This window comes from Streptomyces sp. NRRL F-5727, from assembly GCF_000719555.1.
Lineage (GTDB): Bacteria > Actinomycetota > Actinomycetes > Streptomycetales > Streptomycetaceae > Streptomyces.
The window spans coordinates 115,453-140,223 of record NZ_JOGX01000029.1 but is presented as its reverse complement, the minus strand read 5'-3'; the positions used below and the strand labels follow the sequence as shown (position 1 = coordinate 140,223).

Here is a 24,771-nt window from a genome sequence, read left to right as displayed (position 1 = left end):
AGCATCAACGGGGGCGCAGCGGTAGCCCGTGCCGGTGACGCTCCCCGCCCGGCCTGCCGCGTCCACCCCGTCCACCCCGTCCACCCCGTCCACCTCGAAGGTGATGCCAGTGCCCCGAGCCCGACGGGCCAGGCCGGTACGCGAGGCGGGAAGGGGCGTGCCGACGTCAATCCATACGTGGCTGCGTACGCCGCGCCCCGCGCAGGCAGTGCATGGGGCAGGCAGGCCCACGAAGGGCCATTCGGCCCATGCCTGGCTCACCCCGGCCAGCCTGCGAGCCGCCCGCGTGGCAAGGTGGTCGTGACCGACGAGGACCGCAACCGTGCGGCAGGTGACAGCGTGAACGGACCCGGCATCGACTACCGCGCCGTCTTCCAGGCCCTGCCCGTCGGTGCGGCGCTGCTGACGCCCGAGCTCATGTACGTGGACGTCAACCAGGCGTACCTCGACCTGTCCGGGCGCTCCCGGAGCCGGCTCATCGGCCGTTTCCTGTTCGACGTCTTCCCTGACAGCCCGGACGATCCTGCCGCGACCGGCATGCGCAACCTGCACGCCTCGCTACGGCGGGTGGCGACCACCGGCGAACGCGACACGATGGCCCTGCAGCGCTACGACGTGGAGGATCCCGAGCGGCCCGGGGTGTGGCAGGAGCGGTACTGGAGCCCGGTCAACGTCCCCGTCCTCGCCCCCGACGGGAGCGTGGCCCTGCTGCTCCACCGGGTCGAAGAAGTCACCGAACTCATCCGCGCCCGCGGCGGCCGCTCAGGCGGGGACCGCGCGCGGGTCCTGGAAGCCGAGCTCTACACCCGCGCCCGCGAACTGCAGGAGGTCAACGAACGCCTGCGCAAGGCCCACGCCCGCGAACGCGAAGTCGCCCTCCACCTGCAAGCGGCGATGCTGCCCGCCCCCCGGCCGCTCGGCCACCACCGCGCCGCCGTACGCTACCGGCCCGCCGTGGGGGCGCTGAACGTGTGCGGCGACTGGTACGACGTCGCCGACCTGCCCGACAGCGGCCGCACCGCGGTCGCTGTCGGCGATGTCGTCGGCCACGGTCTGCGCGCCGCCGGCGTCATGGGCCAGCTCCGCAGCGCCCTGTCCGCAGCCTCCCGCGTCGCCACCGGGCCCGCCCAGGCCCTGGAGGTCCTGGGCCTGTACGCCCGCTCGGTCGACGGCGCCGAATCCACCACCGCCGCCTCCGTCTTCATCGACTGGAACGCCCACACCCTCACCTACAGCAGCGCCGGCCACCCCCCGCCCGCCCTGTGCCGCCCCGACGGCACCGTCGCCTTCCTCGACCGGGCCACCGACCCGCCGCTCGGCGCCCGCCCCGACCCCGTCCCCCGCCCCCAGGCCCAGACCACGTTCACCGACGGCTGCGTCCTCCTGCTCTACACGGACGGACTCGTCGAACGCCGCCACGAGGACATCGACACCGGACTCGCCCGCCTGGCCGACTCGCTGACCCGCCACCGCACCGCCGACCCTGAGACCCTCGGCGACGCCCTCCTGGCCGACCTCATTCCCCCGGCCGGACTCACCGACGACACTGCCCTGATCGTCATGCGGCTGTGACAGGCCGAGAGGAAGGCGACGCCCGGCCACGGGGAGCGGCTCGTCTCCTTCACCGTCCGGTTCACGACTCGTCGTCCTCGACCGCGTCCAGGCCGCGCGACACCTGTGTCCCGGATGCCGGGCTCACGCCCTTCGGCGGGCAGCGCCGCATCGCCGCCGCGTACGCCGTCGACCCTCCTCCGACGGCCGACCTCGCCGCAGCCCGCGTTGGCACCTCCGAGGACGACGCCGCACTCCTCGCCACACGCCGTACGCGGCTTCGAGGCGAGCGGCTGACCGGCGGATGCGCAGCCGTTCACGGCCCGAGAGCCCGTGGACGGGCCGCGGTGGGCGGGGCCGCCAGGGTGCGCCGCCGCGCAGGGGACGCATGAGCTGCGCCGGTGTGGAAACCCGCCAGGTATGGCCACCTCACCGAAGCCAGAGCGCGACGCAGACCACGACCACCTCGACGCGGACAGAGGCGAGGGCGCGGGACCGGATGAGCGGGTGGAGGACCGGGCGCCGGACAAGCCCACCGATCTGCCCAGACGGTCCTGGCGGGCGGTGCTGCGCGGCACCTTCAAGGAGTTCAAGGACGACGAGCTCGCCGATCGGGCGGCGGCGCTGACCTACTACGGGGTGCTGGCACTGTTCCCGGCCCTGCTGGTTCTCGTCTCCTTCTTCGGCATCGCCGGGGAGTCCGCGACCAAGCAGGTCCTGGACAACCTCCAGAAGCTCGCCCCCGGCCCGGCCCGTGATGTGCTCACCAGCGCGGTGGAGCAGTTGCAGGGCAACGCCGGCGCCGGGTCGCTCGCGGCCCTGGTGGGCCTGGCTCTCGCGGTGTGGGCCGCCTCCGGGTACGTGGCCGCTTTCATCCGTACCTCCAACACCGTCTACGACATGCCCGAAGGCCGGCCGATGTGGAAGGTCCTGCCGCTGCGCCTCGGCCTGACCGTGGTGCTGATGATCCTCGCCGTCGCCAGCGCGCTGATCGTGGTCTTCACCGGGGATCTGGCCCGGCAGGTCGGCACCGCCCTGGGAGCCGAGGACACCGCGCTGACGGTGTGGTCGATCGCCAAGTGGCCGGTCCTGGTCCTCCTCGTCACGGTCATGATCGCCCTGCTGTACTGGGCTGCTCCGAACGCCAAGGGCCGCGGGTTCAAGTGGATCACCCCGGGCAGCTTCCTGGCGCTGCTGATCTGGATGCTCGCCTCGGCCGGCTTCGCGTTCTTCGTCGCGAACTTCGCCTCCTACAACAGGACGTACGGCACTCTCGCCGGCGTGATCATCTTCCTGGTGTGGTTGTGGATCACCAACATCGCCATCCTCCTGGGACTGGAGTTCGACGCGGAGCTGGCCCGACAGCGCGCGGTCGCCGGCGGGCACCCCGAGGACGAGGAGCCCTACGTCCCGCCGCGGGACACGCGGAAATGGAGCGACGAAGACCGCCGCCGGATGAAATGACCACAGCCTGAACGCCTCCGGAGGGGAACGCTGCCGGCATGAAGCCGCGGACGTGCTCACCGCGGCTGCGGGCCGGCGCATCGCGGTGTCGCGCGATGATCCCCCTTCGTCACGCACGCGACGCAGTGTCTGCCGAACTCGTGCCGACCGCCGGGACCGCCGCCGTCGGCAGACGAGAGAACGCGTGGTGCTCAGCTGTCGCGCCACCAGCGGGGGCTGTCCAGGTGGTAGTCGACTCGCTCGCGGTCGTCGACGGCCGTCTCGGGCAGGGCGGCGACGTCGTCGATCCACTGCCGGGCCTTGGCCTCGAAGTCCACCTGCCCGATCTCGTGGTGGGCGGCGACATACCGGAGGGCCGGGGGCTTCGCCCACCAGTCCTTCTCCGTGAGGGACGCCTTTCGCAGGTAGATCTCGGCGCCGACCGCGTTGGAGTGGAGGTACAGCTCCAGGCTCCGGGGAAGGTCCGCGTCGGTCCCGGCGAGAGGGAACCCCTGTCGGCTGTAGAGGATCTCCCGCTCCGTGCGCGGGATGTACTCGGGGTCGACCCACGCACCGCGGCAGGCGTATCCGGCGGCGGCGAACGCGTCGAGGAGGGTCTCGTGCAGGGGCGTCGCCTCGATGCGGACCGGGTCGCTGTCCGTGCGGTCCGCGATGCCGTCGGCGTCGACTTCCGTGTACAGCCCGATGTGCGTCCCGGCCAACGGCAGCCCGCGCACCTCGGAGACCGGGGTCTCCCACTTCAGCCGGTATCGGAGCGGCACTCGGCGTTCCTCGCCCTTCGGGATGGTGAAGAGGCTCGTCACCTGGAAGTGCGCGAGGGTGACGCCGGTGTCCGTGTCGGCGTCCGCGGTCGTGCTCTTGGTGACGGAGGCATGAGCCGCGTTGGCGACGAGGCGCGCGTTGACCGTCCGGATGCGCACGTCCCGGTCGAGCGCGCGCAGGACGACCTCGCCGCGCAGGATCTCCCCGGGGCGCACCGGTTCGTCCGGGAGGATCGTGTCGACCTCCAGCGGTATGCCGCCTGCTGCCTTGCCGCCGCTTCCACCGCCGAGCAGTCGCTTGAGCACCATGATCCGCAGAGTAGCCCCGGCCGGGCACCCAGGGCTCGCCGCCGGACACTTTCGGGCATCCCCTGCCTGCGCCGGCCCGAGGCCGCGCGTCCCGCTGATCGAACGCCGACCATACGGGCGAGCGTCCTTCGCTCTGCTGCGGACGCTGGTCCCTGCCCAGCAGCCGTGATGTCCCGCTTCTGCCGAACCGGTGGGGCCTTCGCTGAACCGATCGTCGCGGCCACGCGATTGCCCAGGGCAACGTCACGCAATTCCCCAGGCGTCCGGTGGAGGCAGGGGCCGATGGGTGCCCGGGCCGTGCGGCGTGCTCGTGATCGGCGCGGCTTCAGGGCGCCGGGCAGTGCCTGTCCGCCGCCCGCCGCCTCTAAGCGGATAGTTCATCCGATTGTCTGCTACGGTTCCCGGGAAGCGGATGAAGTATCCGCATGGCTGGGTGGAGGAGCAGATGACGAAGACGGCTGTGGTCACGGCGGGGACGGCCGGCATCGGGCTGGAGACGGCCCTGGGGCTGGCCGGCGCCGGGTTCTCGGTCACCGTGGTCGGACGCAACGCCGACCGGGGTGCCCGGGCGGTCGACCGGATCAACGCAACGAACCCGGCGCATCCCGGACGGTTCCTGCCCGCCGACCTCGGCTCGCTCAGCCAGGTGCGCGCGCTCGCCGACCGGATCGCCGCTGAGCACGCTGCATCCGGCGACCCACTGACCGTGCTGGTCAACAACGTCGGGGCGATGTTCCCGCAGCGGCAGACCCTGGATGGCGTCGAGGCATCGTTCGTCGTCAACCACCTCTCGCCGTACCTGCTGACGGAACTGCTGCTGCCCACGCTGACAGGCGGGGCGCCGAGCAGGATCGTGAACGTGACCTCGGGCGCGGTCGGGCTCGCGAAGAGGGCCTTCGACGCCGTCGAGCCGCCCGGCGGCTACTACGGCTTCCACTGGTACGGCCGCGCCAAGCTCGCCAACCTCGCCTACACGCTCGACCTGGCGAACCGGCTGAAGGGCACGGCCGCCTCCGTCTTCGCCGCCGACCCGGGAGGCGCCGCGACCGACATGACCAACGGCACCCTGGCCGACCCGAAGGTCGTCTCACCGGCCCTGCGGCTGCTGTGGCCGCTGGTACGTCGCAAGTTCGAACGCTCCACCTCAGGTCCGGCGTCCGTGGCTGCCCGCCCCTCGATCGTCGCCGCCACCGACGAAGCCCTCGCGGGCCGGACCGGCATCGTCATCGGGGCCCAGGCGCACCCGGTGACGCCGCTGCGCGCAGCGACCGACCCCCGCATCGCCCAGGACGTGCGTCGGCTCAGTGAGCGGTACGCACCTCTCACGGTCTCCTGACCCGCCTGGAGGGTGCGGGTGCGGTCGGCAACATCATCCGGATGGAGAATCCGGTTAGCATGTCACCCATGACGACGCCCCTGCGCAAGGACGCGGCCCGCAACTGGGACCGGATCGTCGCGGTCGCCCGTGCCCTGGTCGACCAGGGCATACCCCTGCAGCTGAACGACGTCGCCGGCCGCGCCGGACTCGGAGTCGGCACCGTCTACCGGCACTTCGCCACCCCCGAGGCGCTACTGGAGACCGTCGCCACTCCCTGCCTGGAAGCCCTGGCCGACCACGGCCGGCAGGCTCTGACCGACACCGACCCCTGGCACGCGCTCGAAGGTTTCCTCTTCCGCACCGTCGAAGCGCAGGTCACCGACGCGTCCCTGGCCCCGGTCGCCGCCGCAGCCACCGACACCCTGCCGCGCACCACGGAACTCAAAGAGACGCTTCGGTCGGTCGGCACCGCACTCCTCGGCCGGGCTCGCGATGCCGGAGCGGTCCGACGTGACGTGGCCGCAGCCGACCTCGTGCCGCTCATGTGCGGCATCGCCTACGCCGTCAACGTCCACGGCGGCACACCCGCCGACCGGATCGACACCGCACACCGCTACCTGGCCACACTCCTCGAAGGACTGCACGCCACGCCGCAGCACGCGTGAGAACACCGCCCGCGCACCAACCGGGGGTGATCCACACCTGCCGTCACGACCCGTATGGCGCACCGGTCCGCGGTCGCCGTCCCCCTGGGGAATCGTGACCGTGAGGGTGGGGAATTCCGTGACCGCTGACACCGATCTCTCAGGCGGGCTGCCCTGCGAGACGACGACGCGTTCACCCGGACCGCAAGCCCCCGAAGTCGACCGCATGCTGTCGGCAGCTTCGACGTCGCACCTCACACGTCGGCATCAACGCCATAGGTATGTACGGCCAGTACAGCGCCGATGGGTCTCACCAGCTCCTGGTGAGCGACAGCCAGGAGCTGTGCCGGCACGTCGCCCGCGAGAAGCCCGGTGACATAGGCGAGGGCCTGCGTAGGGGACAGCCCGGTCACCTTCCGGCGGAGCGCGCGGACGGCCGCCATGCGCCCGCCCGCTGCTTCGGCTGCCGTCCGCAGCTCGTCGTGGAGCTCATCCATCGGAGTGCGCACCGGCAGCCCTCGGATACGGCCGCGGTAGTCGTCCTCCCATGCCCCCTCGATCTCGGAGAGGGCTCCGATCGAGTGGAGCCCGCCGTCGGCGCGGTCGACCAGATACGGACCGTGTCCCACCCGCATCGCGGCTGCCTTGGGCGTTCGTGCATACTCCTCGGACTGGACATAGACCTTCCAGACCAGCTCGTGCTCCACCACACTGACGATCACGGTGCGCGGGAACTGCTCGGCCGCGGCTGCGGCCCACGCCTGATGGCCACGCTCCAGATGATCCTCGACGATGCGTATCGCGTCATCCCGTGCGATCACAACGGCAGCATCACCCAGTGCCTCGGCTCGCCACCAGCGGATTTCCCCACATCGACCACTTCCGTCCGCAGGTGCCGAGAACGCGTCCGCGCGGGTCGACCAGGCTGCGTTCGTTCGGGAGCGACCCCGGCCCCCACCAGGCGCCGAGGTCCAACTACCCTTCCGCCCATGGCTTTGCGACCTGACGAGTTCTACGACCACGCGCTCGCCGCCGCGAACGGCGAGCGCCGCCTCCCGCTCGCGCGCATGACCGGGTGGGACATCAGCCCGTTCGAACCGGACGGACTGCGGGTCGCACCGCTGCGCCCTCCGGTGGTGCCCGAACCGCCACGCCACGGCGAGGACCCGTCGAACTGCGAAGCGTGCCGTGCCCGGGACGAGGGAATCTGGTTCAACGACAACTGGCGGCTCACCCGCATCACGGGGGTCGGTGTGCCGCTGGTGCTCATGCTGCACCCGCGTGACCACTACGACATGGCCGACCTGCCCGACGCACTGGCGGCCGAACTGGGCGTCCTGTCCGTGCACATCGTCCGCCACATGCAGGCACTGCCGCACATTTCACGGGCCCACGTCTACCGCATCGGAGACGGTGGAGCCCACCTGCACATCTGGTTCTTCGCCCGGCCCGAGGGACAGACCCAGTTGTACGGATCGTGGATGCCCGTCTGGGACGACCTGCTGCCGGAGTACCCGGCGGACGTCGCGGAGGCGGATGCGGCGATCGTGGCGGAGGCGTTGGTCGCCTCCGCCGGAGGCACCCGCCGGTCCGGCGACGAACCGTCGCAGGGCTGACCCGCCGACCACCGTCGCGGACGTCGCCGACCAGGCGAAGGAAGCCGGCCGGCAGGCTGCCAAGAGACCGGAACACTCCCGAGCGGCCGACATCACGGCACTCGCCACAGGGGGGGGCTTGTCACCAAGCTCACCGTGACGCGCGACGCGGTGAGGGCGCTTCGGGCAGGTGCGGTGCTGGGTGGGCCAGAAACCCCTCGGCGAGAATTCCTTCGCCCCCCCGCTGTACTGCCGCATGGGGTGATGTCGGCGCCTGCGGGCCGTGTCCTGCGGGTGCGGTCGGCCCCGGGACCCGGTGCGCGCTCGTGGTCAGCGGGCCCCGCACTCGATCAGGTAGAAGGGGACCGCTTCCGGCAGCGGGTTCACCGACACGACGGACAGCCCCGCGCGGTGGCACACCTCGGCGAACTCCTGGCGGGTACGTTCCCTCCCGCCCAGGTTCACCAGCATGTTGAGGTCGCTGAGGTACGTGATCCCGCCGTCTGCGGCGTGCGTGGCGGTGCCGGTCCCGACGACCTTGGGAAGGACCGGTTCCACGATCAGGACGCGGCCGCCGGGCGGCAGAACCTCGCGGCAGTGGCCGAGGATCGTGACCGCTTGGTCGTCTGACCAGTCGTGCAGGACGCTCTTGATCAGGTACAGGTCCGAGCCGCCGGGCACGGAGCGGAAGAAGTCGCCTGCGGCCAGGGAACAGCGGCCCGCCACTCCGTGCCGGGCCAGCGTCTCCGGTGCCTGGGCCAGGCCGTCCTGGGTGTCGTGGAGGACGCCGTGGAGAGCCGGGTACGCGGCGAGTATCCGGGCCAGGACGCTCCCGTCGCCGCCGCCGACGTCGGTGACCGAGGTGAAGCGGCCGAAGTCGTAGGCATGCGGCAGTACGGCGGCCGTCTCCGCGGAAGCCTGGCTCATTGCCGCGTTGAAGTCGGCGGACAGCTCGGGGTGTCGGCCGAGGTGGCTGAAGAAGTCGGTGCCGAAGATGGCGTCGAACGCGATGTCGCCGGTGCGGACGCTGCTGTCCAGTCCGTCCCAGGCCCGTACGATCGCCGGGTCGGTGAACATCCGGACGAACGAGACGAGCGAATCGGGGCGGCCGGAATCGAGAAGGGCGCCGGCGGCAGTGACCGAGAACGTGTCGGGTTCGTGCTCCTCCATCAGGCCCAGGCCGGCGAGCGCGCGCAGCAGCCTCGTCATGGGCTGGTGCTCGGCTCCCGCGTCGGCGGCCACCTCGATGGCCGGCCGCCGGCCGTCGCCGATCAGGTCGAAGACCTTGAGCCGCACCGCGGCGCGCAAGGTCTGCGAGGCCATGCTGCCGAAGGCGAGCTGGACGATCAGACCTCGGTCGGCCATGGCCGTTTGGGTAGCGGCGGTGTCTATGGTGCTCACGGATGACTTCCTTCGTCGTCAGGATGGGTGGCTGTGATGTCCGGGGTGCGGGTCAGAGGCCGGGCAGGGCAGCGGGGGTGCACCCGGCGAAGGCGAGGACGTCGCGGTGGAGGTGGGACTGGTCGGCGTATCCGTGCGCCAAGGCGATGTCCGCGGGGTTGCCGCCCGCGCGCAGGGCCCGGGCGGCCTGGTCGAAGCGGACGAGCATGGCCGCGCGCTTGGGGGTGAGGCCGATCTGGGCACGGAACCGGGACCACAGCCGCTTGCGGCTCCACCCGCAGGAAGCGGCGAGGTCGTCGACCCGTACCCGGCCCCCGTGCGCCACGATCGTGTCCCACACGCCGGCGACCTCGGGTGTCATCGCCGGGCCGCTCGCAGCCCGGCGGGCGAGGAACTCGCTGACCAGCGTGAAACGTTCCTGCCATGCGGTGGCGGCGGCCACCCGCTCCCGGAGCTGCCGTGCCTGCCGCCCCCACAGGTCCTCCAGGCCGACGACCCCCTCCAGTTCGTGCGGCGACACCCCCAGCAGCGCGTAGGCGGCTCCGGGCGACAGGCACATCTCGATGCACTCGACGTCCCGGCCGCGGATCCACGCGGGACCGGGCGACAACGGCGCGACCAGGCTCGGATGAGGGTCCCGGCTCGCCGAGGGGCGTTGCGCAGTGCCGCCTTCGACCGTGAACGGGTCGTCCCCCAGACCGATGACAACGACCAGGGCAGGCTGCGGCAGCACCCGCAGGTCCAGCGCCCGGCCGTCGCGATCCCGAAAGCCGGCCATTCTCAGACCGGCAACGGGAGGCGCGCCGCAGGGCCGTGCTACTTCCCACCCGTCCGCGTCTGCACGGTCGCCGTCGGAACCACGGTCCGCGGCCACGGCTCCGGCCTTGGCATCCACTTCGTCGTTGCGCATGCCCCCACCTTGACGGACCCGGACCGCCCCGTCTTGGAAAAAAGTTCCGGGGCCGGCCGACGCGTTGAGCCGACGGGCGGCCACCCGGACCGCACTTAGGCTCATGGAAGGGCGTCCACAACCCGCTGAGGAATCGGGCCGCCGACGGCACCGGGGAGAAGGTCACCACCGCGAGGCTCGCCCAGGCCGACACCGAGGTCGCCCCGACTGTGTCATCGCGCTCGACTCCACCATCCTCCGCACTCACGAGCACGCTGAGATGCCGACTTTTCGTCGGGCAGAACGGCAGGTCAGGAAGTCTGCTCCCCGCGCTCCGCGGGGGACGGTCCCGTCGTGCCCAGAGCCGGACCGAGAATCTGTCACGGGTGGGGTTCGCGCGATCGAGCCTCAAGAACCGCGTTCGGATCGAATGGCCGATACACGCCACGAAAAGCGTCTTCCTGGGCGAAGAGAGGTCGCTCGTTCGAAGTCGAGTGATCGTTTTTGCGGTCCGGCGGTGGCGGCGATCACGACATGATCACGGCATTCGGCTTCCGTATGCAGCAGGAAGACACCCGTTCGCCCGTTTCCCGGAGGTGGCCTCTCGTGGTCCTCGTCATCGTCGTCGCCGTCGTGGCCCTGCTCGCGGGTCTCGCCGCCAACCGGTGGCTGCGGCCCCGGTTGGTCGGTGACGACGACGACTCGGGCATGGGCGTGAAGGACCTGGTCGGGCCGCTGCTGACGATGACCGTGCTGCTGCTGTCGTTCGTCCTCGTCACCGCCAACAGCTCGTACGGGAAGGCCGAGGTCGCCTCGCGCGGGGAGGCCCGGGCGGTGGACCAGCTCGTGGAGGCCGCCGAGTACGCGCCTGCGGCGCAGCGGTCCCGTATCCAGGCCGACGCCGTCTGCTACGCCCGCGCCGTACGCGAGCAGGAGTGGCCGGCCATGTCCGACGGCAAGGGGTCGGCGGCGCCGAGCGTGTGGTCGACGGACTTCCGGCGGACCTTCCGTTCGCTGGAGGGCAAGCCGGCCTTCGGCATGCTGGTCGCCGCCGACAACAAGCGCTCCGACGAGCGCGAGGAACGGCTCACCCAGGCCACCGCGAGCATCCCGAGTGCCATCTTCTGGTTCCTGCTCGCCACGCTGATCATCACCGTGACGGCGCTCGGTATCTGCCTTCCCCGCCGCAACAACCGCGGACAGATCATCACTCTCGTCGTCATCACGGCCCTCCTGACGACGGCGCTGTGCATCATCCGGGACGTCGACCGCCCCTTCGGCGGCATCGTCAACGTCGAGCCGACCGCGATCGCCGAGGCCGAGCGCCAGGCCACCCGTGACTTCACCATCAACCACCCCGCCGCCGACCTCCCCTGCGACGACCAGGGCAACCGCCGCGCCGGCTGACCCGGCTGACCCGGCTGACCCGGCGGCCCGGTCAGGGGCGCCGTCCGTCCGGGAGCGTCCGTCAGGGGGGGCGAGTCATGCAGCGGGGCCCGCCGCGGCTCCTAGCCGATGACGCTCCGGTCGCCGAGGCAGAGGCAGTTGCACGCCTGCTGAGCCACGACGGGGCCTGGCTGACGTCACGATTCTGTTGCCGGATGCGGCGAGGAGGCCGAAGAGGTCCACCGGCCGACTTCCCCTCCGGTCGTACAGGGCGGCGGAGAGCACGCCGGGCGGGTGGGCGACGACGACGTCCTCGGCGACCGGCACCAGCCCGCCGTCGAGGCTCATGCCCGCCGGCCCGCCTCGGCCCACTCCACGCAGGTCAGCCCCAGCGCCTCCAGCGCCCGCGACATCACTGCCGTCCCCGGCCGGCGCAGGGGTCTGACCATGCGGGCGGGAAGGCAGCCACCGGGCGCCCAGGGGAGGACCGACACCCTCAACAGGGTGATCCGCGACGAGTTCGCCCAGCACAACGGCTTCGTCTACGAAGACGTCGCCGAGCGCTTCACGGGTCACCAGCTGTGCGACAGCAGCCCGTGGCTCCAAGCCCTCAACTGGCCCATCGGCCAGTCCTTCCACCCCAACGCCTACCTGACCGCCCTCCAGGCAGCCGTCCGACCCGAACGGCCATCACCGAACACGCAACGCCGACGGCCGATGCCCCTGATCCTGCGCGACCCCGGCCGGCGGTCTCCACCCGCTGCCAGGGCGGCGGTTCGACGTACCGGAGGTCCACCAGCCGGCCGCGGAACCGTTCCGAGGGAGGAGTCCTCGAACGGTTCCGCAGGTCCCCTCCAGCGTCTGCGCAGAGCAACGCCACCGATCCGGCTCCGCGTACGGCCGGGGACACCGGCTAGGCCAAGCGAGGTCAGCCTGGTGGAAGCATGCTGCGCCTCATCGCAGGCGAGGCCGGTAACCGCATCCCGCCAGGCCGGGCCGGTCCGGAAATGCCCGACGAGAACAGGTCAGCCGCGATCACCCGGTTGCCGTCTTCCTGTTCGAACCGCTCGGCGGCCTCCAGCCGCACCCGCTTCCGACGCTGTTGCTCCTGGGCAGTGAACCCGCCCCCAGCGCGTATCGCACTCCATGGTCATACCGCGGTGATCAAGGCCCGTCAGTACCTACGACAACACGAGTTCAACCTGAGGAAGACATCGCTGCTTCACGCGAACTCGACCTACAGGATTCAGAATTCGGCGGGTACCGGTCCGTGGCGGTCCGTACGCTGAGCAGCATCGGGCACAACGACGTGCAACGGCTGGCCACGCTCGCTCACCTCCAGGGAAAGGACCGCCATGAGCCCCGGTACCGCCAAGCCTGTTCCCACCCGCCCGGCCCGCTTCACCCTCGACCCCTCCTTCACCGTCGGCGGGGTGGACCCCCGCCTCTTCGGCTCCTTCGTCGAACACCTCGGCCGCTGTGTCTACACCGGAATCTTCGAGCCGGACCACCCCGCGGCCGACGAGGCGGGCATCCGCACCGACGTACTGGAGCTGATCCGCGAGCTCGGCGTCACCACGATCCGCTACCCCGGCGGCAACTACGTCTCCGGCTACAAGTGGGAGGACTCCGTCGGCCCTGTCGAGGACCGCCCGCACCGACTCGACCTCGCCTGGCGCTCGACCGAGACGAACCGCTTCGGCCTGTCCGAGTACATCGCCTTCCTGAAGAAGATCGGGCCCCAGGCCACACCCATGATGGCGATCAACCTCGGCACGCGCGGCGTCGCCGAGGCCCTGGAACTCCAGGAGTACGCCAACCACCCGCAGGGCACCGCCCTGTCGGACCTGCGCCGTGCGCACGGCGACAAGGACCCCTTCGGCATCCGGCTGTGGTGCCTGGGCAACGAGATGGACGGCCACTGGCAGACCGGCCACAAGACCGCCGCGGAATACGGTCGCATCGCCGCCGAGACGGCGCGCGCCATGCGCCAGATCGACCCGTCCGTGGAACTGGTCGCCTGCGGCTCCTCCGCCCAGTGGCTGCCCACCTTCGCGGAGTGGGAGGCGACGGTGCTGCAGGAGACCTACGACCTCGTCGACTACATCTCCCTGCACGCCTACTACGAACCCCACGACGGCGACATCGACTCCTTCCTCGCCTCCGCCGTCGACATGGAGTCCGTCATCGACACCGTCGTCGCCACCTGCGACCACGTAGGCGCCAGGCTCAAGTCGAAGAAGAAGATCAACCTGTCCTTCGACGAGTGGAACGTCTGCTACGGCTTGGACTTGACCGGGGCAGAGAACTCCGACTCGCAGGACTGGCCGCAGGCGCCCCGTGTGCTGGAGAACAGCTACAGCGTCCTGGACGCCGTCGTCGTCGGCTCGCTGCTGATCGCACTGACGCGCCACGCTGACCGGGTGAGGGTCGCGTGCCTGGCCCAGCTCGTCAACGCCATCGCGCCGATCATGACCGAGCCGGGCGGCCCGGCCTGGCGGCAGACGACGTTCTTCCCCTTCGCGCAGGCATCGAAGTACGGCCGCGGGCAGGTCCTCGACGTGCGGGTGGACTCGCCGACGTACGAGACGCAGAAACACGGCGAGGTCGACCTGCTGCACGCCACCGCCGTGCGCGCCGAGGACGGCTCGGTCACCGTCTTCGCCGTCAACCGCAGCCGCGCGCGATCCCTTCCCCTGCACGTCACCCTGAACGGCCTCGGGCTGACGTCGGTCGTCGGGCACAGCGCGCTCGCGGACGCCGACCCCGACGCCCGCAACACCCTCACCGATCACGATCGCGTGACCCCGCGCCAGGTCTCCGGCACCACCCTGGGCGACGGCACCCTCAGCGCCGTCCTCGAACCGCTGTCCTGGAACGTGATCCGGCTCGCCTAGGACTTGTCCGGCCCATCATGGTTCCGGTTGCTGGGGCGCGGCGGGGCTTCAGTCTGTCGAGGTCGTAGTCGGCCCGCGATGTCGTGTGCCAGGGTGACGGTATGGACTGGCAGTCGGAGAGCCCGGAACTCTGGGCGTTTTTGGAGACCTTGCACCGCGGCGACATCTTGTCTGGCACCGTTACGGCGATCGAGCGGTTCGGGGTCTTCGTGGCCCTGGACGACGGACCTGCCCATCCACTCTTCCCCGGTGTCGGGTTCATCGTCATCCCCGAACTGTCCTGGCGGCACATCGACGCCCCCACCGATGTCGTTCACGTAGGCCAGCGGGTCTCGTGCGAGTTCCTCCAGTTCGACACCTACAACGCGGAGGCCAGACTGTCCTTGAAGGCGCTGGAGCCCGACCCCCTGCGGGCTTTCGCCGACCGCGCGGTGGGTCAGGAATTCCGCGGGACGGTGGAGAAGACCGTTCCCATCGGCGTCTTCGTCGAGCTCGGAGACGGGTTCGTCGGGCTGGTCCCCTCCAGAGAGATCGACGGTCGGCCCGCAATGAGTCCGGTGGAGGAGTTGGAGGCCGGAGAGGAGATCACCGTCATCGTCACGGAAATCGACCTGCCGACCCGCCGGATCTTTCTTTCCAGGCCGAATAACGCCCAGCGCGAAGGTGTCGTGCCGGCCACGTGACGGCCAGCGTGCTCCAGCCGTTGAATGGAGCATGGGGCGGGGTGATCTGAGTGATGCCGAGTGGGAACGGCTGCGGCCGTTCCTGCCGGTCAGCAGCGGGCGTTGTGGCAGGTGGCGGGATCACCGGCAGGTGATCGACGGGATCCTGCCCCGAGTGCGGACCGGAGTGCAGTGGCGTGACCTGCGCGAACGGTTCGGTCCGTGGAAGACCGTCTATGAACGCCACCGCCTGTGGTCGGCGGACGGTACCTGGGAACGTCTCCTCCAGCAGGTCCAGGCCGTAGCCGATGCAGCGGGTGAGATCGACTGGGACATCTCGGTCGACTCCACCATCGTGCGGGCGCACCAGCACGCGGCGGGCGCTCGCACCGACCCACCGCCGGCGCCCGGCTCAAAGGGGGCCGAGGAGCCAGACCATCAGGACGAAGCGCTGTGGCAGAGTCTGCACGCCCGCCCTGGTGGAGGTGGTGCTGGAGACGAGGACCTGGGCCGCTCGCGCGGCGGGTTCACCAGCAAACTTCACCTGAGCGCGGGCGGCCGCTGCCGCCCGATGTCCTTCATCGTCACACCAGGTCAGCGAGCCGACTGCACCCAGTTCATCGCGGTGCTGGAGAAGATCCGAGTCCCCAGACCGGGCCTGGGACGACCACGCAAGAAGCCCGACAGCCTTGCGGCCGACAGGGCCTACAGCAACGGCCCCGTCCGCGATTACCTGCGACGGCGGGGCGTCCGCCACACGATTCCGGAGAAGAGTGACAGCCAGGCCGCCCGCCGACGCAAAGGCGCACGCGGTGGACGGTCGCCCGGCTTCGACGAGGACCGTTACAAGAAGCGCGACACCGTCGAGCGGGCGATCAACCGCATGAAGCAGTTCCGGGCGGTCGCCACTCGATACGACAAGCGCGGTTACGTCTTCCTCGGCACCGCCACCGCGGCGGCCGTCGCGATCTGGCTCCGCACATGACCGGCCGGACAAGTCCTAGGCGGTGTCTTCATATGATCACTGTTGGTGGATCATGGTGGCGTGATTCGTCGTCATGAACTGCCGGACGCCGAGTGGAAGTTCGTCCGGCCGCTGCTGCCGGTGTCGTTGCGGGGGCAGAAGCGGCTGGACGACCGCCGGGTCCTGCCCGGGATCGTGTGGAAGTTCCGGACGGGGACGGCCTGGCGGGACGTGCCCGAGGACTACGGTCCGTGGGCTACGCTCCTACGCGTTTTCGCAGGTGTGCGGCGGACGGGACGTTCGACCGGATGCTGCGGGCCGCCCAGGCCAGGGCGGACGCGGCGGGCGACATCGACTGGCTCGTCTCGGTCGACTCCACCATCGTCCGAGCTCACCAGCATGCCGCAGGGGCCCGAAAAGGGGGCTCCGCAACCCCGCCCTCGGCCGGCCCAGAGGCGGACTGACCAGCAAGATGCACCTGGCCTGCGACGGCAGAGGCCGTCCCCTGGCCTTCATCGTGACGGGCGGCAACACCAACCCCTGCACCTGGTTCACCACCGTGATGGAAGCGATCCGGGTGCCACGGACCGGCCCCGGCGGACCCGGGTCCGGCCCGATCACGTCCTAGGCGACAAGGGCTACAGCTCGCAGGCGATCCGCACCTGGCTCCGCCGCTGGAACATCCCACACACGATTCCCGAGCGGGCCGACCAGGCCCGCAACCGGGCTCGGCGGGGCAGCCGCGGAGGCCGCCCGGCGGCCTTCGACCGCGAGGTCTACAAGCACCGCAACGTCGTGGAACGGTGCTTCAACCGCCTCAAGCAGGGGCGCGGCATCGCCACCCGCTACGACTAGACCGCCGAGTCCTACGAAGCAGCCGTCACCCTCGCGTCATACGTGTCTGGTGCTGTCGGCACACTCGCGTAGTGAACCGAAGCCGCCTTGTGGCTCGTGTAGGTGGAGAGCGACGACCGTGGGGCGAGACCACGGCGCGGAAAGGGCGGCCCGCTGTGTCCGAGACGTTGAGGAAATCCTTCGAAGTCCGCTGGGACGATGTGGACATCAACGGCCATCTGCGCAACACGCGGTACCTGGAGTACGCGTCCACGGCCCGGCTCGCCTTCCTCGTGGGCGCCGGGTGGGCGCCGAAGGACTTCGTGAAGGCGGGGGTGGCCGCGGTGTCGCTGGGGGAGGAAGTGCGTTACCTGCGCGAGGTGCTCCCCCTTCAGACGGTCACCGTGAGCTCCCGGGTCGTCGGGCTGAGCCCGGACGGGGCGAGGTGGAGGTTCGAGCACGGTTTCACCCGGGAGAGCGGGGAGGAAGCCGCCGTCGTACGCACACTGGGTGCCTGGATCGACATCGGCGCCCGCAGGATCGCCGCCCCGCCGCCCGGTGTGCTGGCCGCTCTCGCAGCGGTCCGGGCGGCCGACTGCGAGGTCCTCGGGCCGGCGAGGGCCTGAGTCGCCGTGCCCCCGGGTGCCGACGGGGGCGAGAGGAGACGGGAAGGTGCGGGCGCCGGAGCGTCGGGGTCGGAGAACCGCCGCTCCCCGGCTACAGACAACACACCCCGACTGTGGCAACATATGTGTGAGTCAGCGCCACACATGTTTCGCGTAGACGCCGCTTCGGAGCCCGCATGTCCACACCGTCCTCCAGGATGCCGAGCCGTGCCCCGTGCCGGCCGCTTCCCCGGACCGATGCATGCGGGCCGGGCGACGGCGCGGTGGTCCGCAGGATGAACGGCGTCCTACGCACGGCGGCGGGCGGGCGGCAGATCGGCGGCGACGCCCCATTCCACCCCGGTCAGCTCACGACCCGCGGGGACCAGCTCGTAGGTGCGCTCCAGCCAGTCCGCCAGCGGCGGCGCGGGCAGCTCGAACAGGGCCGCCATGTCACCCGAGCACAGCTGGAGCCACGACGTCGCCCGCTCCTCGAGGTTCGACGGCCACATCTGGATGTCGCCGAGGCCGCTCATCGAGTGCAGCCCCTGCTGGAGCAGCTCCCGCCCGATGCGCCACCGTGCGCGCGGACCGCCTTCCACGAGAAGCTCCACGGACACGATCCAGGGGGCTTCCGGGCTGAACAGGAACTCCGCCTCGACCGCCTGCCGGGCGGAGAGGCCCAGCACGCGCTCGATGCCCAGGGTCAGGACGAGACCGCCGTCCTGTGCCGTGCGGCGCTGGACATCGGAGTGGTTGCGGTTCATGGCGGGGCGGTCCTTCCCGGTGGCATGCGGTGGCGGGTTCCACTCTCGTCGCCGCGCCGGTGACGTACATAAGTAACTTGACCGTCGGTCTTCGCCTGTCATGACGGTGACCGTCGGGCGCTCCGTACGGTATGCCTGCTTCTGCCCGTCTTTGCGGCGCCCTTGCGGTGTTCCTGCCATGTCCCTCCGCCCAGGCCCGCGGGCGGAGCGCACCCTTCCGTGCCGCCGTGGACCGGCGAACATTCAGTCATTCGACTGTCGTCCGCGGCCCGTGGCTGAACGACCCTGGAACAGTCGCCCGCGTGCCGGTGCCGGGTGATCGTCGTGCTCGGAGGAACCAGCCGTGAACCGTACTCCCGTCGTCTTCATCCATGGCGCGTGGCTGCACGCGCTTTCCTGGGAGGCGTGGGCGGAACGCTTCGCCGGCCGGGGGTTCCTCGTGCTCACACCGGGGTGGCCGGGGGAAGCGGCCACCGCCCGGGACACGCGCCTGTCTCCCGGGCCGCTCGCGGACCTCGACCTGGACGCGCTGACGAACCACTACGCCGACATCGTGCGGTCGCTCGGCGTGCCGCCGGTGATCATCGGGCACTCCGTCGGCGGACTCATCGCGCAGCGCCTCGTCGCCGACGAGGCCGGACGGGCGGCCGTGGCCATCGCCCCGGCCCCGATCAACCAGGTGCCGCTGCCCCGGGCGCAGGTCACCGCGCGGACGTCCGGCGGCGACGGCGCCGACGAGCGCCTCGTGGCCCTGTCACCTGAGCAGTTCCACCAGGCGCTCGCGAACACCGTGACCGCGGAGGAGTCCGCCCGGCTCTTCGAGCGCTACGCCGTGCCCGTACCACGCCGTCTGCTGACCGACCTCGGCTGCGACGGCGCGGCACGCAGCCCGCTCGCCCGGGTGGACACCGGCAACGCGGTCCGCGGGCCGCTCCTGCTGATCTCCGGGCAGGAGGACCTGCTGGTCCCCGACGCCGTCACCCGCGCCGTCTACAAGGAGTACGGCGACTCGACGGCCGTGACCGATCTGAAGCAGTTCGCGGACCGCGCCCACTCCCTGGTCGTCGACTCCGGATGGCGCTTCGTCGCCGACTACGTGCTCGGATGGCTGGACGAGCACGGCGTGCGCCCGCTGACCGAGACGGGCTGACACTCCCGGGGCGCTCAGGCGTCCTGGTCGCTGGGGAGCCTGCCCAACGCGTCGCGCAGCGCCGCTCGGGAGGTGATGCCCAGCTTCGGGAAGACCCGGTACAGATGGGAGCTGACCGTGCGCGGCGACAGGTGCATGCGCTCGCCGATCTCCTTGTTGGTCAGTCCGCCGGCGGCGAGGTCCGCGATCCGGCGTTCCTGCCAGGTGAGCGCCGTCAGGAACGCCGAGGGAGTGGCCTGGGCGCCGGCGGTGCGCAGTTCGGCCTGGGCGCGTTCGGCCCAGGTGCGGGCGCCGAGCCGGCGGAAGGTGTCGTAGGCGAGGGTGAGGGGATGGCGGGCGGCCTTGCGCCCGCTGGTGTGCCGGAGGCGGATGCCGTGCGCGAGGTGGATGCGGGCGAGTTCGAAGGGGAAGTGGGTGGCGGCGGGGTGGGTCTCGGCCTGGCGGTACATCTGGTCCGCCTCGGCCTGGTCGGTTGCGGTCATGGCGAGGGCGCCGTAGGTGGTGAGGGCGAGGCGGGGGGAGATGTCGGGGAGGCCGGCGTCCCGTGCGGCGAGGGCGTGGGTCCGGGCTTGCCGGGCGCGGCCGGTGTGGACGGCGGCTTCGACGAGGTCGAGGAGGGTGCGGCTGGCTTGGTGGGCGTAGGGGTGGAAGGTGCCGGGGGGCGTGATGCCGATGGCGTGGAGGTAGGCGGCTTCGTAGTCGCCTTCGGCAAGGGCGGCGGTGGTGCCGATGGCGTCGGTGATCTGGGTGAGGAAGCCGACGCCGCGGGGGCGGGCCCAGGAGTCGACGGAAGCCTGGAGCTCCCGGGCACGCTCGACCTGGCCGCGCATCGCGGCCAGGAGGCCCAGGTACGCCCGGGTGTGCTGGACGAACAGTCCGTGCCCGTGCGCCGCCGTCAGCTCCAGGCTGAGCTGCCCGGTCCGCTCGGCCTCGTCCCACTCGCCGACCGCCATCTGGTCCAGCATGACCAGGTGCTGCATCGTCATGGCGTCGGCCAGGGCGCCCGTCTCCATCTCGCGGTCCATGGTGCGCTGGATGAGCGGCCGGTACTGGCTGAGCATGTCCACGTGGTACGAGGCGGCACCCAGCCGTGTGATGTCCCACGGTTCGAGCCGGCGGAGGTCGGAGAACGCCTGCTCCACACGCCGGCGCACGCCCGCGCCGCGGCGCACCACGTCGCCCCACGCGTCCTGGTAGATGCGGGAGTACGGGGACACCAGGTCGCCCAGGGGAGCCAGCAGCTCGTGGGTCCGCTCCCAGGCGGTGGCGTCACTGGCGTACTGGTTGATGGCCAGCAGCAGGTCGATCAACCGGGTGAGGTTCTCGTCCGGCTCGCGCACCCCCTCGTCGCGCAGGTTCTCGATCGTCGCGAACACCTGGCGCTGCGAGGAGCGGACGTCCCCGTCCTCGAAGAACGCGACGTAGCCCGAGGCGATCACCGACGCGGGGGACTCGTGGCCGCCCGGCCCGGTGTCCGAGTGGATCAGTTGCCGGGCCTGACCGAGCAGGCCGGAGTGTCCGGCGACGTAGGCGGCGCTGCCCAGCCGCCTGGACCGCTCCGTGGGGCTCTCGCTGAGCTCGGCGGCCCGGGTCAGCCAGGCCACGGCGGCCATCGCGCCGCCCTGGAGGGTGGCCGAGTCCGCCGCCGCCTCCAGCGTCGCCGCGACCTCCTCGTCGGGGTCGACCGTCGACGCCGCCAGGTGGGTGGCGCGCCGTTCCAGGTCGTCGTGGTGGACGCGGGCCAGCACGGCGTGTGCCGCGCGCCGTTCGTTGGGGGTCGCCATCTGGACGACCGTCGAGCGCACCAGAGGGTGCCGGAAGACGAAGGTGCCGCCGGCCGGGTCGATGTCCAGGAGCCCCGCGGCCGCCGCCTCGTCGACGTCCGACATGCGGTAGCGGGTGCCCCTGGTGTGACCGGAGGCGGAGCCCGCCTCGACGCCGTCCAGTGCGCCGCGCAGCAACTCCGCGCGCACGCCGTCCCCGAGGCCCTTGATGCGCGAGCCGTACACCTGCTGGAGGCGCTGGGGCAGGGTGACGCCGCGGATGCCGAGTGCCGCCTCGGGTCCGCGTGCCTGCGGGGCGCCGCGTACGTAGGGCGGCAGTTCCAGCAGGGCCAGCGCGTTGCCCTGGGCCTCGTCCAGCACCAGGCGGCGGATGCGGGGAGCGAGGCCCGGGTAGCGGGTGTTCAGGAGTTCCTCGGAGGCACGCGCCGACAGTGTGGTCACGGTCAGCTCGGACAGCGCGGCGGTGTCGAAGCCCGACGGCACGTCCGAGCGCAGTCCGACGACGAGCCTCACGGAGCTGCCGGTGAGCCGGCGTCCCACGAAACCGCACACCTCCGTACTGGAGGCGTCCAGCCACTGACCGTCGTCGAGGACCAGCATGAGGGGCTGCTCCGACGCCGCGAGCGACAGCAGGTCCAGCACCGCGATGCCGAGGGTCATGACGGAGGGCGGCGAGCCCTCGTTCCTGCCGAAGACGACGTCGAACACCCGCCGGTGCACGTCGTCCAGTCGGTCGATGTGCGACAGCAGCGGGTACAGGAACTGGTGCAGGCCGGCGAACGGGAGTTCCGACTCGGCCTCGACACCGGCAGCCCGCACCACCCTGTGCCCGTGGGTGTGCGCGAGGCCGACGACATGTTCCAGCAAGGTGCTCTTGCCCACGCCGGCCTCGCCCCGCAGGACGAGGGCCTGGCCTCCTGGCGCCGTGACGAACTCGGAGAGCACCTTCTGCTCCCGTTCACGGCCGATCATGGTTCCGCCGGTCGACTCCATAGTCCCCCACTCCCTTCACCACCGAGTCGGTACCCGACCCGGACGCCCCATCGGTGTACACGGATCGGCGCCGCCATGGGGAGGGTACGTCGTCGTTCAGCCGCGCGGTGGCGGCGGGTTGCTCCGTGCGAGCCGTGTACGTGGGGCCGTTCCACCACCGCAGCCCACTCGATCAGCAGGGTAAGGGCCAGGGACATTCCCGTCACGTGGAATGACTGAAAACCTTCTTGTTGCGTGTTCCTTCGCGGACATGCCGGAGTACGACGCCAGTCAACACATGTGCACCGTATGGCATACATATATGCTTTGTGTGTGTCCGATGGCGCGGCCGGCGGAGCCCCGTGGGCTGCCGCCAGGAGGAGGCGGAATGAACTGGGTCGAACGCGGACCGTGTCAGACACAGCCCGATCGCATGTTCGCGGAGGGCAGCGCCCAGAACGAGGCCAAGGCCGTGTGCGTGGCGTGTCCGGTACGGATCGAATGCCTGGCCTACGCCCTGGACCACAGCGAGGAGTACGGCGTGTGGGGCATGATGACCGCGCGCGAGCGTCGTGCGCTGCTGCGCCGGCGTCCGGGCGTGACGTCCTGGGCGGCGGAGTTCCGGCGGGTCCGGCACGCGGAGGCGGCCTGACCCCGCCCGGCCGCCGTTGACCGGTGACGCTCGTCGTGACAGGTCACACATGTGAGTCGTGCGTTCCTCCCGTGAACCCGTGTCCGGGACGTACGCGTCCCCTCAAGTGAAACGAACGGCCGTGTGCCGACCGGCGGATTGTGGACACCGTCCGCCGACCGGCACGTGATGAGGCCCCGGCGCGGACCCACCCCTCCGGCGCCCGCGCACACGGCACCGAACCGGAAGAAGTTGATGCACGATGCAGGACGGCGACGGCAAGACCGTCTCGCTTCCCGTGGCGGACGGTCAGGCGGCCTGAGGATGTCGATACCCACACAAGGCTTCTGGTCGCGGACGCTCGGACCCGAGACGGGGCTCGCGCAGGTGCTCGAGTCCGGCGAACGGCAGGGCCACCGGGACCCCGCGGCGGCCTGGCAGGTCTTCACCCGCACCTGGAACTGGGCAGCGCCCCTCACCACGGCCGTACCCGGGACCACGGCCGCATCCCACACCGGGACCACGGCCGTACCCCACACCGGGGCCGCGGCCGCATCCCGCACCGCGACCGCGGCCGTATCCCGCACCGGGTTGCCCCGGCCGCCCGAGGCCCGGCCGGTCACCGGCGGCTTCGCGCTGTCCGGACAGTGGCGGCTTCCCCGGCACGGGACGACGGGGAACTGGGTGGCCCTGCCCCTGATGGACGGCCCGCGGGAGCGCGCTCAGGGCACCGCGGGACCGGACCTCTTCGTGGTGGCCGCCGGGAGCCTCGCCGGCCTGACCACGCCCGACGGCGGGGAGGACCGCTCCGCCCCCTCCGGGCGGCTGCTCCGGCTGGCCGGCGCGCACGTGCCCGCCGGGTTCGCCACCTACACGACCGCCACCCCGCTGTCGGCCGAGGACGCCGCCTTCCTCTGGACGGCGGCCGGCGCCCTGGCGCTCGGCGCGGCCCGGCGCATGACCGACGAACTGCCGGGCGCTACGGGCGCCGGCGGGCTGGGTGAGGCGGGCCCGTCCGGTGCCCTGCGCGCGGAGCTGGCCGGGATGCTGCACGACGAGCGGGTGAGCCTCGCGGCGGTCCTGCACGGTGCCCCGGCCGCGCGGACAGGGCTGCCCGAGGGCCTGGAGGAGCGGCTGGCCGCGCGGGCCGGCCGGGTCGCCCAGGTCGTCCATCACGTCCTGGCGGCGGCGTACCAGCAGGTGCTGGCGGAGGAGGGCGGCGCCGGCGGGCACCCCCTGATGAGCGTCATCGAGGCCGCCACACCGATACTTCAACAGGCGCGGTACGCAACGGAGCTTCTGCCGCCCGACGACAGAACCTCCCGCAAAGAAGGCAGGACACGGTGACGACCGTCGCATACCAGGGTGAGCCCGGTTCCAACTCGGCGACCGCAGCACGCGCTCTTCGCCCCGAGGGCCGCGAACTGCCCTGCACCAACTTCGAGCAGGCGCTGGACGCCGTGACCCTCGGGGACGCCGACGTCGCCGTCATCCCGGTGGACAATTCCGCGGCCGGACGCGTCGCCGACGTCCACCACCTGCTGCCGGAATCGCGGCTGTTCATCGTCGCCGAGTACTTCCTCGCCATCCGCTTCGACCTGATGGGCGTGCCCGGCGCCGCCGAGGAGCAGGTGGAGTGGGTCCGCAGCCATGTGCACGCCCTCGGGCAGTGCCGGAAGGTGCTGCGGGAGGGAGGCTGGCGCACCCTCGTCAGCGACGACACCGCCGGAGCCGCGCGTGAGGTGGCGGAACTCGGCGACCCGCGGCACGCGGCCCTCGCCCCGCCCGCCGCGGCCGCCCTCTACGGCCTCGACGTCCTGCGCGCCGAGGTCGAGGACGACCCGGACAACACCACGCGGTTCGTGGTCCTGTCCCGCGACCCCGCCCCGCTGCCGGACGCGGCGGAGCCCACGATGACGAGTCTGTTCTTCACCGTGCGGAACATCCCCAGCGCGCTGTACAAGGCGCTCGGCGGATTCGCCAGCAGCGGAGTCAACCTCACCAAGATCGAGAGTTACCAGATGGGCGCCGGGCTGGGTGCCAGCCGCTTCTACGTCGAGATCGAGGGGCACCCCGACGACGAGCGCGTCGGCCTGGCCCTGGACGAACTGCGGTTCTTCTCCTCGGAGGTGCGCGTCCTGGGGGTGTACCCCGCGCATCCGCACCGGCGGAGGGGCTGATCCGCGC

The 24,771-nt window shown here is 71.2% G+C and carries 21 protein-coding genes; 15 read left to right on the top strand and 6 right to left on the bottom strand.

Translation table 11 applies throughout. The annotated features are described in order from the left end of the window. The first annotated feature begins 339 nt into the window (after positions 1 to 339). Both IF73_RS0120790 and IF73_RS0120785 read left to right on the top strand, forming a co-directional pair. The gene (locus tag IF73_RS0120790) at positions 340 to 1,572 is read left to right on the top strand and encodes a PP2C family protein-serine/threonine phosphatase (protein ID WP_031010236.1); all 1,233 of its coding nucleotides are present in this window, start codon (positions 340 to 342) and stop codon (positions 1,570 to 1,572) included. A 399-nt stretch (positions 1,573 to 1,971) separates the two neighbouring features. Continuing rightward, positions 1,972 to 3,015, top strand: a complete 1,044-nt coding sequence (locus IF73_RS0120785) for a YihY/virulence factor BrkB family protein (protein WP_031010234.1) — start codon at positions 1,972 to 1,974, stop codon at positions 3,013 to 3,015. Positions 3,016 to 3,206: 191 nt separating this feature from the next. Here the strand turns inward: IF73_RS0120785 and IF73_RS0120780 are convergent, their stop codons facing one another. Further along, positions 3,207 to 4,085: a sporulation protein gene (locus tag IF73_RS0120780; protein WP_031010232.1), complete on the bottom strand. Its 879-nt coding sequence runs from the start codon at positions 4,083 to 4,085 to the stop codon at positions 3,207 to 3,209. A 445-nt stretch (positions 4,086 to 4,530) separates the two neighbouring features. Here IF73_RS0120780 and IF73_RS0120775 point away from each other — a divergent pair, with 445 nt between their 5' ends. Both IF73_RS0120775 and IF73_RS0120770 read left to right on the top strand, forming a co-directional pair. Beyond that, positions 4,531 to 5,421 (top strand): SDR family NAD(P)-dependent oxidoreductase, encoded by an 891-nt coding sequence (locus IF73_RS0120775; RefSeq protein WP_031010230.1) that lies wholly within the window; start codon positions 4,531 to 4,533, stop codon positions 5,419 to 5,421. Between the two features lie 68 nt (positions 5,422 to 5,489). Next, complete coding sequence (locus IF73_RS0120770) at positions 5,490 to 6,068, top strand: TetR/AcrR family transcriptional regulator (RefSeq protein WP_031010228.1); 579 nt, start codon at positions 5,490 to 5,492, stop codon at positions 6,066 to 6,068. A 233-nt stretch (positions 6,069 to 6,301) separates the two neighbouring features. Here the strand turns inward: IF73_RS0120770 and IF73_RS0120765 are convergent, their stop codons facing one another. Further along, positions 6,302 to 6,868 carry a YrhB domain-containing protein gene (locus IF73_RS0120765; RefSeq protein WP_031010225.1) on the bottom strand — a complete coding sequence of 189 codons (567 nt, stop codon included), beginning with the start codon at positions 6,866 to 6,868 and terminating at the stop codon, positions 6,302 to 6,304. A gap of 168 nt (positions 6,869 to 7,036) precedes the next feature. Between IF73_RS0120765 and IF73_RS0120760 the strand changes: the two genes are divergently transcribed. Further along, positions 7,037 to 7,663 (top strand): hypothetical protein, encoded by a 627-nt coding sequence (locus IF73_RS0120760; protein WP_031010223.1) that lies wholly within the window; start codon positions 7,037 to 7,039, stop codon positions 7,661 to 7,663. 309 nt (positions 7,664 to 7,972) lie between these two features. On the opposite strand, the gene IF73_RS0120755 is transcribed toward IF73_RS0120760, so the two are convergent. Beyond that, entirely contained in the window at positions 7,973 to 9,007 is a 1,035-nt protein-coding gene (locus IF73_RS0120755; protein WP_031010222.1) for a methyltransferase, read from the bottom strand. Between the two features lie 88 nt (positions 9,008 to 9,095). Continuing rightward, entirely contained in the window at positions 9,096 to 9,653 is a 558-nt protein-coding gene (locus IF73_RS0120750; RefSeq protein WP_324616096.1) for a helix-turn-helix transcriptional regulator, read from the bottom strand. Between the two features lie 885 nt (positions 9,654 to 10,538). On the opposite strand from IF73_RS0120750, the gene IF73_RS0120745 reads away from it, so the two are divergent. The 6 genes from IF73_RS0120745 to IF73_RS0120715 all read left to right on the top strand — a co-directional run bounded on the left by IF73_RS0120745 (position 10,539) and on the right by IF73_RS0120715 (position 17,301). After that, on the top strand, positions 10,539 to 11,339 hold the full coding sequence (locus IF73_RS0120745) for a DUF4239 domain-containing protein (RefSeq protein WP_031010217.1): 801 nt from the start codon (positions 10,539 to 10,541) through the stop codon (positions 11,337 to 11,339). A 1,334-nt stretch (positions 11,340 to 12,673) separates the two neighbouring features. Beyond that, a complete protein-coding gene (locus IF73_RS0120740) occupies positions 12,674 to 14,215 on the top strand; it encodes an alpha-N-arabinofuranosidase (protein ID WP_031010215.1) in 1,542 nt (513 codons plus the stop codon). A gap of 101 nt (positions 14,216 to 14,316) precedes the next feature. Continuing rightward, positions 14,317 to 14,898 (top strand): S1 RNA-binding domain-containing protein, encoded by a 582-nt coding sequence (locus tag IF73_RS0120735; protein ID WP_031010213.1) that lies wholly within the window; start codon positions 14,317 to 14,319, stop codon positions 14,896 to 14,898. A 31-nt stretch (positions 14,899 to 14,929) separates the two neighbouring features. Further along, positions 14,930 to 15,862, top strand: coding sequence for an IS5 family transposase (locus IF73_RS0120730; RefSeq protein ID WP_031010211.1), 933 nt, complete (start codon positions 14,930 to 14,932; stop codon positions 15,860 to 15,862). A gap of 45 nt (positions 15,863 to 15,907) precedes the next feature. Continuing rightward, entirely contained in the window at positions 15,908 to 16,696 is a 789-nt protein-coding gene (locus IF73_RS39685) for a transposase (RefSeq protein ID WP_420706572.1), read from the top strand. A gap of 155 nt (positions 16,697 to 16,851) precedes the next feature. Continuing rightward, positions 16,852 to 17,301: an acyl-CoA thioesterase gene (locus IF73_RS0120715; RefSeq protein ID WP_051717081.1), complete on the top strand. Its 450-nt coding sequence runs from the start codon at positions 16,852 to 16,854 to the stop codon at positions 17,299 to 17,301. Between the two features lie 287 nt (positions 17,302 to 17,588). On the opposite strand, the gene IF73_RS0120710 is transcribed toward IF73_RS0120715, so the two are convergent. Next, entirely contained in the window at positions 17,589 to 18,047 is a 459-nt protein-coding gene (locus IF73_RS0120710; protein WP_031010206.1) for an SsgA family sporulation/cell division regulator, read from the bottom strand. Between the two features lie 343 nt (positions 18,048 to 18,390). On the opposite strand from IF73_RS0120710, the gene IF73_RS0120705 reads away from it, so the two are divergent. After that, positions 18,391 to 19,197: an alpha/beta hydrolase gene (locus tag IF73_RS0120705; RefSeq protein ID WP_031010204.1), complete on the top strand. Its 807-nt coding sequence runs from the start codon at positions 18,391 to 18,393 to the stop codon at positions 19,195 to 19,197. 14 nt (positions 19,198 to 19,211) lie between these two features. Here the strand turns inward: IF73_RS0120705 and IF73_RS0120700 are convergent, their stop codons facing one another. After that, a complete protein-coding gene (locus IF73_RS0120700; protein ID WP_031010201.1) occupies positions 19,212 to 21,974 on the bottom strand; it encodes an ATP-binding protein in 2,763 nt (920 codons plus the stop codon). Positions 21,975 to 22,341: 367 nt separating this feature from the next. Between IF73_RS0120700 and IF73_RS0120695 the strand changes: the two genes are divergently transcribed. From IF73_RS0120695 to IF73_RS0120685, 3 genes are all read left to right on the top strand, one after another. Next, a complete protein-coding gene (locus tag IF73_RS0120695) occupies positions 22,342 to 22,605 on the top strand; it encodes a WhiB family transcriptional regulator (RefSeq protein WP_063833458.1) in 264 nt (87 codons plus the stop codon). Positions 22,606 to 22,908: 303 nt separating this feature from the next. Continuing rightward, positions 22,909 to 23,931: a hypothetical protein gene (locus tag IF73_RS0120690; RefSeq protein ID WP_031010197.1), complete on the top strand. Its 1,023-nt coding sequence runs from the start codon at positions 22,909 to 22,911 to the stop codon at positions 23,929 to 23,931. After that, entirely contained in the window at positions 23,928 to 24,764 is an 837-nt protein-coding gene (locus IF73_RS0120685; RefSeq protein ID WP_031010194.1) for a prephenate dehydratase, read from the top strand. The genes IF73_RS0120690 and IF73_RS0120685 overlap by 4 nt, the downstream gene beginning before the upstream one ends. Positions 24,765 to 24,771: the final 7 nt, after the last annotated feature.

Coding starts and splice junctions, on each gene's coding strand:
- IF73_RS0120785 (WP_031010234.1), top strand. CDS start 1,972: ATGGCCACCTCACCGAAGCCAGAGCGCGACGCAGACCACGACCACCTC.
- IF73_RS0120700 (WP_031010201.1), bottom strand. CDS start 21,974: ATGGAGTCGACCGGCGGAACCATGATCGGCCGTGAACGGGAGCAGAAG.
- IF73_RS0120775 (WP_031010230.1), top strand. CDS start 4,531: ATGACGAAGACGGCTGTGGTCACGGCGGGGACGGCCGGCATCGGGCTG.
- IF73_RS0120740 (WP_031010215.1), top strand. CDS start 12,674: ATGAGCCCCGGTACCGCCAAGCCTGTTCCCACCCGCCCGGCCCGCTTC.
- IF73_RS0120690 (WP_031010197.1), top strand. CDS start 22,909: ATGTCGATACCCACACAAGGCTTCTGGTCGCGGACGCTCGGACCCGAG.
- IF73_RS0120695 (WP_063833458.1), top strand. CDS start 22,342: ATGAACTGGGTCGAACGCGGACCGTGTCAGACACAGCCCGATCGCATG.
- IF73_RS0120710 (WP_031010206.1), bottom strand. CDS start 18,047: ATGAACCGCAACCACTCCGATGTCCAGCGCCGCACGGCACAGGACGGC.
- IF73_RS0120735 (WP_031010213.1), top strand. CDS start 14,317: ATGGACTGGCAGTCGGAGAGCCCGGAACTCTGGGCGTTTTTGGAGACC.
- IF73_RS0120755 (WP_031010222.1), bottom strand. CDS start 9,007: ATGGCCGACCGAGGTCTGATCGTCCAGCTCGCCTTCGGCAGCATGGCC.
- IF73_RS0120770 (WP_031010228.1), top strand. CDS start 5,490: ATGACGACGCCCCTGCGCAAGGACGCGGCCCGCAACTGGGACCGGATC.
- IF73_RS0120760 (WP_031010223.1), top strand. CDS start 7,037: ATGGCTTTGCGACCTGACGAGTTCTACGACCACGCGCTCGCCGCCGCG.
- IF73_RS0120730 (WP_031010211.1), top strand. CDS start 14,930: ATGGGGCGGGGTGATCTGAGTGATGCCGAGTGGGAACGGCTGCGGCCG.
- IF73_RS0120780 (WP_031010232.1), bottom strand. CDS start 4,085: ATGGTGCTCAAGCGACTGCTCGGCGGTGGAAGCGGCGGCAAGGCAGCA.